The 8,466-nt window shown below is 68.8% G+C and carries 5 protein-coding genes; 1 reads left to right on the top strand and 4 read right to left on the bottom strand.

Annotated features, from left to right (window positions below):
* The 3 genes from rpoC to VMI11_14180 all read right to left on the bottom strand — a co-directional run.
* A partial coding sequence (gene rpoC / locus VMI11_14190) for a DNA-directed RNA polymerase subunit beta' (protein HTY73548.1) occupies positions 1-2,900 on the bottom strand: 2,900 nt, incomplete at its 3' end.
* Between the two features lie 4 nt (positions 2,901-2,904).
* Positions 2,905-6,498, bottom strand: a complete 3,594-nt coding sequence (locus VMI11_14185; protein ID HTY73547.1) for a DNA-directed RNA polymerase subunit beta — start codon at positions 6,496-6,498, stop codon at positions 2,905-2,907.
* Positions 6,499-6,778: 280 nt separating this feature from the next.
* Positions 6,779-7,555 (bottom strand): tyrosine-protein phosphatase, encoded by a 777-nt coding sequence (locus VMI11_14180; protein ID HTY73546.1) that lies wholly within the window; start codon positions 7,553-7,555, stop codon positions 6,779-6,781.
* Positions 7,556-7,617: 62 nt separating this feature from the next.
* Here VMI11_14180 and VMI11_14175 point away from each other — a divergent pair, with 62 nt between their 5' ends.
* Positions 7,618-8,121: a hypothetical protein gene (locus VMI11_14175; GenBank protein ID HTY73545.1), complete on the top strand. Its 504-nt coding sequence runs from the start codon at positions 7,618-7,620 to the stop codon at positions 8,119-8,121.
* 20 nt (positions 8,122-8,141) lie between these two features.
* Here VMI11_14175 and rplL read toward each other — a convergent pair.
* Positions 8,142-8,466: 50S ribosomal protein L7/L12 (rplL, locus tag VMI11_14170; GenBank protein HTY73544.1), on the bottom strand; the 325-nt coding region annotated here is incomplete at its 5' end.

Here is an 8,466-nt window from a genome sequence, read left to right as displayed (position 1 = left end):
CGGACCCGGGTGATCGCCGGATCGTCGCGAAGGGCCTCGAGCTGCTCCTCCTCGACGATCGAGCCCTTGGCCAGGGTCGTGCCGTCCGAGAGCTGGACGTCGTCGGCCAGCACCCGGCTGTAGAGGCGCGTCTCGAGGTAGGTCCGCCGACCGGGCTGGTCGGGGGTGACGTCCTCGATCCAGATGCCGCGGACCGGCCGGGGCTTGCCGTCGGGGCCCGGGGCGAACGGGTCCTCGTCGTTGATGATGAGCTCCTGGGCCACGTCGACCAGTCGGCGGGTCAGGTAGCCCGAGTCGGCGGTCCGCAACGCGGTGTCGACCAGGCCCTTCCGGGCGCCCGGCGTGGCGATGAAGTACTCCAGCATCGACAGGCCTTCGCGGAAGTTGCTCTTGATCGGACGGGGGATCATGTCGCCGCGGGGGTTGGCCACCAGGCCGCGCATGCCGGCGATCTGGCGCACCTGCATCATGTTCCCGCGGGCACCGGAGCCCACCATCATGTCGATGGGGTTGAACTGCTGCTCCTTCAGGAGCGTCTCCATCTCGACCCGCACCTCGTCGGTGGCGGTCGTCCAGATCTCGACCTCCTTCTGGCGCCGCTCGCCGTCGGTGATGATGCCTCGGCGGAACTGGGTCTCGACCTTCTCGGCTTCCTTCTCGTGGCGGTCGAGGATCTCCTTCTTGCCCGGCGGGGTCTGGACGTCGTCGATCGAGACGGTCAGGCCCGAGCGGGTGGCGAAGCGGAAGCAGAGGTTCTTGATGGCATCGAGGCTGGAGGCCACGTCAGCCTTGTCGTAGTCCTCGGCCAGGGTGTCGACGAGCTCACCCATCTGGCGCTTGGTCACGCGCTCGTTGATGAACTCGAAGCGGTCGGGCAGGGCGTTGTTGAAGAACACCCGGCCGACCGTGGTCTTGTGGTAGGTCGCGGCGACCCCGTTGGCCGGCGTGTCGACCAGCTTCGGCGTGCGGAACTCGATCTCGGCGTGGAGGGACACGTCGCCGGCCTCGAAGGCCCGCTCGAGCTCGTGGACGCTGCGGAACACGCGACCCTCGCCCTTGGCGCCGGGCACCTTCTCGGTCAGGTAGAAGGCGCCGATGATCATGTCCTGGGTGGGCGTGACCAGCGGGCGGCCGTCGGCCGGGCTGAGGACGTTGTTGGCGGACAGCATGAGCACGCGGCTCTCGGCCTGCGCCTCGGCCGACAGCGGCAGGTGCACCGCCATCTGGTCGCCGTCGAAGTCGGCGTTGAAGGCGTGGCACACCAGCGGGTGGATCTGGATGGCCTTGCCTTCGACGAGGATCGGCTCGAAGGCCTGGATGCCGAGGCGGTGCAGCGTCGGGGCCCGGTTGAGCAGCACCGGGTGCTCCTTGATGACCTCCTCGAGCACGTCCCACACCTGCGGGCGACGACGCTCGACCATGCGCTTGGCCGACTTGATGTTCTGGGCCAGCTCGGCGTCGACCAGCTTCTTCATCACGAAGGGCTTGAAGAGCTCGAGGGCCATGAGCTTGGGCAGGCCGCACTGGTGCAGCTTCAGCGTCGGGCCGACCACGATGACCGAACGGCCCGAGTAGTCGACGCGCTTGCCGAGCAGGTTCTGGCGGAACCGGCCCTGCTTGCCCTTGAGCATGTCGGACAGCGACTTCAGCGGACGGTTGCCCGGGCCGGTCACGGGACGGCCGCGACGGCCGTTGTCGAACAGCGCGTCGACCGCCTCCTGGAGCATCCGCTTCTCGTTGTTCACGATGATCTCGGGCGCGCCCAGGTCGAGCAGTCGCTTGAGCCGGTTGTTGCGGTTGATGACCCGGCGGTACAGGTCGTTGAGGTCGGACGTCGCGAAGCGGCCGCCGTCGAGCTGCACCATCGGGCGCAGCTCGGGCGGGATCACGGGCACGACGTCGAGGATCATGGCCCGCGGGTCGTTCACCCGGCGGCCGTGCTCGTCGCGGCGGTTGAACGCCGAGACGATCTTGAGCCGCTTGATGGCCTTCTGCTTGCGCTGGGCCGACAGGGGGCGCTGGCCCTCCTGCGGGTCGATGGCGGCGCGGAGCTTGACCTCTTCCTCGTCGAGGTCGATGCGGTCGACCAGGCGGGCGATCGCGTCGGCGCCCATGCCGCCCTCGAAGTACTCGCCGTAGCGGTCGACCAGCTCGCGCCACAGCATCTCGTCCTCGATGATCTTGCGGGCGAAGAGGTCCTTGAACTCGTCGAAGGCGCGGACGAGCACGTCGATCTCGAGATCGAACTGCTCGCGGATCATCGCGACGTCCTTCTCGGCGGCCCGCTGGCGGGCCTTGATCTCGGAGTCCTTGGCGCCTTCCTTCTCGAGGTCGGCGACCTCCTTCTCGAGCTCCTCGAAGCGCTTGGCGATGGCCAGCTCGCGGTCCTTCTCGACCGCCTCCCGCTCGCCGATCATCTCGGCCTCGAGGTTGGGCAGGTCCTCGTGGCGCTTCTCCTCGTCGACCCACACGACGAGGTTGGCCGCGAAGTAGATGACCTTCTCCAGCTGCTTGGCCTTGAGCTCCTCACGGACCTCGGTGCCCATCAGCAGGTAGGCCAGCCACGACCGCGTGCCGCGCAGGTACCAGATGTGCACCACGGGCGCGGCCAGCTCGATGTGACCCATGCGCTCGCGGCGCACCTTGGACCGGGTCACCTCGACGCCGCAGCGCTCGCAGATGATGCCCTTGAACCGGACGCGCTTGTACTTGCCGCAGTAGCACTCCCAGTCCTTGGTCGGACCGAAGATCTTCTCGCAGAAGAGTCCGTCCTTCTCGGGCTTGAGCGTGCGGTAGTTGATGGTCTCGGGCTTCTTGACCTCGCCGTTGGACCACATGCGGATCGAGTCCGCCGTGGCCAGACCGATGCGAAGCTGATCGAAGTTGTTGACATCCAGCATGCTGCTAGCCCCTCTCCGCCTGGCGGCGGGCGTCTTCTTCGTCACTGCCCCGCTCGGGCCGTGACAGGTCGATGCCGAGCTCCTCGGCGGTGCGGAAGATGTCCTCGTCGAGCTCGCGCATCTCGATCTCCTCGCCGGTCGTCGAGAGCACCTCGACGTTCAGGCAGAGGGCCTGCATCTCCTTGATGAGCACCTTGAAGCTCTCGGGGATGCCGGGCTCGGGGATGTTCTCCCCCTTCACGATGGCCTCGTAGACCTTCACGCGGCCGAGCACGTCGTCGGACTTGATCGTGAGCAGCTCCTGGAGGCAGTACGCGGCGCCGTACGCCTCGAGCGCCCACACCTCCATCTCGCCGAAGCGCTGGCCACCGAACTGCGCCTTGCCGCCCAGTGGCTGCTGCGTGATCATCGAGTACGGACCGGTCGAACGGGCGTGGATCTTGTCGTCGACCAGGTGGGCCAGCTTCAGGATGTAGACGATGCCGACCGTGATGGGGTTGTCGTAGGGCTCGCCGGTGCGACCGTTGTACAGCGTGGTCTTGCCGTTGGCCTGGATGAGCCGGCCCGCATCGCCGTAGCGGGCATCGGTCGCCTCGGGCGTGAGGTTCTCGAAGATCCGCTGGATGGTCGGGTGCTTGCCCGCTTCCTCTTCCTCGTCCCAGTGGGCGCCGTCGAACACCGGGGTGGTGATCAGCGTGGCCGGCGGGGTGTTGGTGCGCGTCTTGTGCTCGACGCCGCGAACGGGGTCGTCGCCGACCCGCTGGCCGTCGACGTCCCAGCCCCAGCGGGCCGCGTAGCCGAGGTGCGCCTCGAGGATCTGGCCGACGTTCATGCGGGACGGCACGCCGAGGGGGTTGAGGATGATGTCGACCGGCGTGCCGTCGGCCAGGAAGGGCATGTCCTCGATCGGCAGGATCTTGGAGATGACGCCCTTGTTGCCGTGGCGGCCGGCCAGCTTGTCGCCGACGCTGATCTTGCGCTTCTGGGCCACGTAGACCCGGACCAGCTGGTTGACGCCGGGGGGCAGCTCGTGGCTCTCGTCACGGCTGAACACCTTGACGTCGATGACCTTGCCCTCTTCGCCGTGGGGCACCTTCAGCGACGTGTCGCGCACCTCACGCGCCTTCTCGCCGAAGATGGCCCGCAGGAGCCGCTCCTCGGGGGTGAGCTCGGTCTCGCCCTTGGGGGTGACCTTGCCCACGAGCACGTCGCCGGGGCCGACCTCGGCGCCGATGCGGATGATGCCGCGCTCGTCGAGGTCGGCGAGGATCTCCTCGGAGAGGTTCGGGATGTCCCGCGTGATCTCCTCGGGACCGAGCTTGGTGTCACGGGCGTCGATCTCGTGCTCGTGGATGTGGATCGAGGTCAACACGTCGTCCTTGACCACGCGCTCGGAGAGGATGATCGCGTCCTCGAAGTTGTAGCCCTCCCAGGTCATGTAGGCGACGACCAGGTTCTTGCCGAGGGCCAGCTCCCCGTTCTCGGTCGACGGACCGTCGGCGAGGATGTCGCCCTTGCGGACCTTGTCGCCCTCGCGCACCCGCGGCTTCTGGTTGATGCAGGTGTCCTGGTTCGAGCGCTCGAACTTGAGCAGGCGGTAGACCTTGCGGCCCTTGGTCTTGTAGTCGAGGGTGATCGAGGTGCCGTCGAGGGCGGTGACCTGCCCGTCCTCCTCGGCGATGATCATGTCGGCCGCGTCGCGGGCGGCCCGGGCCTCGATGCCGGTGCCGACGTAGGGCGCCTCGGCCTTGACCAGCGGCACCGCCTGCTTCTGCATGTTGGCGCCCATGAGCGCGCGGTTGGCGTCGTCGTGCTCGAGGAACGGGATCAGCGACGTCGCCACCGAGACGATCTGCTTCGGCGAGACGTCCATGAGCTGGACCTCTTCAGGGGCCACCGCGGAGATCTCGGTGGTGGCGCCGAAGAAGACGTCGCGCTCGAGCTGCAGCTTGAGCTCGCCCAGCGTCGCGGCCTGCGGCGAGCGCCGCACCAGCACGCGGTCGTCGGCGAAGCTGCCGTCCGGCTTGAGGGGCGCGTTCGCCTGGGCGACGACGTACTCCTCCTCCTCGTCGGCGGCGAGGTACACGATCTCGTCGGTGACCTTGCCCTTGACCACCTTGCGGTAGGGCGACTCGATGAAGCCGAACTCGTTCACGCGGGCGAAGGTGGCCAGCGCGCCGATGAGGCCGATGTTCGGACCTTCCGGCGTCTCGATCGGGCACATGCGGCCGTAATGGCTGAAGTGCACGTCGCGAACCTCGAAGCCGGCCCGCTCACGCGACAGGCCACCCGGGCCGAGCGCGGACAGGCGGCGCCGGTGGGTCAGACCCGACAGCGGGTTGACCTGGTCCATGAACTGCGACAGCTGGCTCGTGCCGAAGAACTCCTTGATGGCGGCGACCACCGGCCGGATGTTGATGAGCGTCTGGGGCGTGATGGCCTCGACGTCCTGGGTGGTCATGCGCTCGCGGACGACCCGCTCCATGCGGGAGAGGCCGATCCGCACCTGGTTCTGGATCAGCTCGCCCACCGAGCGGATGCGGCGGTTGGCGAAGTGGTCCTGGTCGTCGAGGCGGTAGCCCGGCTCGGCGTTGACCAGGTGGAGCAGGTAGGTGGTGGCGGCCAGGACCTCGGCCGGGCTGAGGACCGGCTGGTCGAGCTCCGGGCGCTCGAGCTTGATCTTGAACAGCTGCTCGATCTTGTCCAGCTCGGGACCGAGCTTGCGGTTGAGCTTGTAGCGACCGACGCGGCTCAGGTCGTAGCGGCGGCTCTCGAAGAAGGCGGAGCGGAAGTAGCTCTTGGCCGACTCGACCGACGGCGGCTCGCCCGGGCGGGCCCGCTTGTAGATCTCGACGAGCGCCTCGTCCTGGGTGGGCGCCAGCTCGCGGTCCTTCTCCCACTGCCCCTCGAGGAAGTCGAAGTGGCGCACGAAGTTCTCGAGGAAGCCGGGATGGTTCTCCTCGTCGTAGCCGAGCGCGCGCAGCAGCACGAAGAGGCTGAGGCGGCGCTTGCGGGCGACGCGGGCGCCGGCGGTGACGTCCTTGCCGGGCTTCTGCTCGACGTCGAACTCGATCCACTCGCCGCGGTAGGGGTGGATGGTGCCGGTGACCAGCTGGTGCTTGGTCAGGTTCCGCAGGCGGAACCGCTCACCCGGCTGGAAGATGACGCCCGGCGACCGCACGAGCTGGCTGACCACGACGCGCTCGGTGCCGTTGATCACGAAGGTGCCCTTGTCCGTCATCATGGGGAAGTCGCCCATGAAGACGGTCTGCTCCTTGATCTCGCCGGTGGTGGCGTTCATGAAGCGGGCCCGCACGAAGATCGGCGCGGAGAAGGTCATGTCCTTCTCCTTGCACTCCTCGACCGAGAACTTCGGCGGCGGCCGCAGGTCCTCGTCGTCGGGGTCGAACTCCAGCTCGAGCTGCAGGGTCTCGGTGAAGTCCTTGATCGGGCTGATGTCGCGGAAGGTCTCGGTCAGACCTTCGTGCAGGAACCACTCGAACGACGACCGCTGGATCGCGATCAGGTCGGGTAGCGCAAGCGCCTCGTCGAGGTTGGCGAAGGAGTAGCGCTCCCGGATGGCAGGGCGTGCAGACAAGGATTACCCCTTGGTGGCAGTCGGGCAGCAGAGGTGACGCGACGGCCGTGCCCAGGCGCGCAGGGTCGCCGAAAAGAGTTCGGCGGGGACAATGCGGGCGGGCACGGCGCTCCAAGCCTAGGCGGGCACGCGTCGAAGAGCAACCCGGGGAGTTGCTCCCAGGGCCTAGCAGCGGGGGATCAACCACTTCTACCCCGTGTAGGTTGCCGGCAGGGTAAGACGAACCGGCGATCTCGTCAAGGATGCCCCGTAGGGCGGCTTCCCCGGGGCGGCGCGGGCCTCAGGGCTCGAGCAGGTGCTCCCGGAGGGCCTCCAGGTCGCGGGGGGCGACCCCGGCCGGCCCGGTCAGGAAGCCCTCGAGCGAGCCGTGGCCGGCATCGAGGCGGTCCAGGGCGTGGGCCATCGCGGACCGGGGCGCCGAGAAGTAGGCCGTCATGACCTCGATGTCGATGCCGCGGGCCGCGAGCTCCGGGCGCAGCTGGGCGATCCGCCAAGCCGAGCGGTAGCGGTTGGTCAGCTCGTAGTCGTCGAGGATGTCGTCCCGGCTCACGCCGAGGGCGGCCAGCAGCAGGGCGGCGACCAGGCCGGTGCGGTCCTTGCCCGCCGCGCAGTGGAACAGCAGGGCGTGGCGGGCCGGGTCGGCGGCCAGGGTGAGGACGGACCCGATCTCGGGCGCGAAGCGGTCGAGCAACGAGACGTAGATGGCGGCCATGTCCTGCTCGGTCACGCCGGCGATCTCGCCGCGGGCGACCCGCTCGATCATGTTGCCGTGGTCGGCGTCGCCCTCCCCCATCGGCACCCCGACCGGCTCGGCCCCGACGATGGTGCCGTCGGGCATCAGCTCCACCTCACCCGGTCCCCGCAGGTCGCAGATGGTGGTGATGCCCAGCCCCGCCACCACGGTGCGGTCCGCGTCGGTCAGCGTGGCCAGCTCGCCGGAGCGGAAGACGCAGCCGTACCGGACCGTGCGGCCGTCGGTTCCCCGGTAGCCGCCCAGGTCCCGGAAGTTGCGGGCGCCCTCAAGGCGGACGAGGCGATCGACGGTGGGGTCCGACACCCGGCGCAAGCTACCCGGCCCACGGGGTTGCCGAATGATTCATACGTTCGTATGATTCCGGCGTGGACACCCTCCCCCCACCCCCACCACCTCACCTGGCCCCAGGGGCGGTGCCCTGGACCGCCCCGCCACCGCCGGGACCACCTCGGTGGTGGTCGTATCCGGCGTGGGTCGGGCTCGGCACGGTCGGCTCGCTGGCCGTGCTCGCGACGTTCACGCCCCTGGTGTTCCTCGTACCGGTCGTCGGCCTGCTCGCCCTGGCGCTCGTCACTCGCCCGCGGGCCCGGGCGGCAGCACCCGCGCTCGCGTGCGGGTTGGCGCTGCCCGTGCTGTTCGTGGCGTGGCTGAACCGCGACGGTCCCGGCAACATCTGCACCATCACGCCGTCGAGCACGTCGTGCGTCGAGGAGTGGAGCCCCTGGCCGTTCCTCGCCGTCGCCGCCGCGTTGCTCCTCGCCGGCATCGCCGGCTCGGTCATGGCCCGCCGGTCCGCGATCCGAGCCCGCACGCGCTACGAGGCGGCACCTGCGTACCGGATCGGTACGGAGATGCCGCCTCGTCGCTGAGAGCTGGGCAGTGCTCGGGGCTACTTGAGCTCGACGCTGCCGCCGGCTTCCTCGAGCTGGGCCTTGGCCTTCTCGGCGTCTTCCTTCGACACCTTCTCGAGGACGGGCTTGGGGGCGCCGTCGACCAGGTCCTTGGCGTCCTTCAGACCGAGGTTGGTCAGGGCCCGCACCTCCTTGATGACCTGGATCTTCTTGTCGCCGGCCGCGGTCAGGATGACGTCGAACTCGTCCTGCTCCTCGGCCTCCTCACCACCGCCCGCACCGCCACCGGCGGCCGGGGCGGCGGCGGCCACGGCCACGGGGGCCGCGGCGGTCACGCCGAACTTCTCCTCGAAGTCCTTCAGC

The organism is Actinomycetes bacterium (genome assembly GCA_035506535.1).
In the GTDB taxonomy this organism is placed as follows: domain Bacteria; phylum Actinomycetota; class Actinomycetes; order DATJPE01; family DATJPE01; genus DATJPE01.
This window is presented reverse-complemented; position numbering and strand designations above follow the sequence as displayed.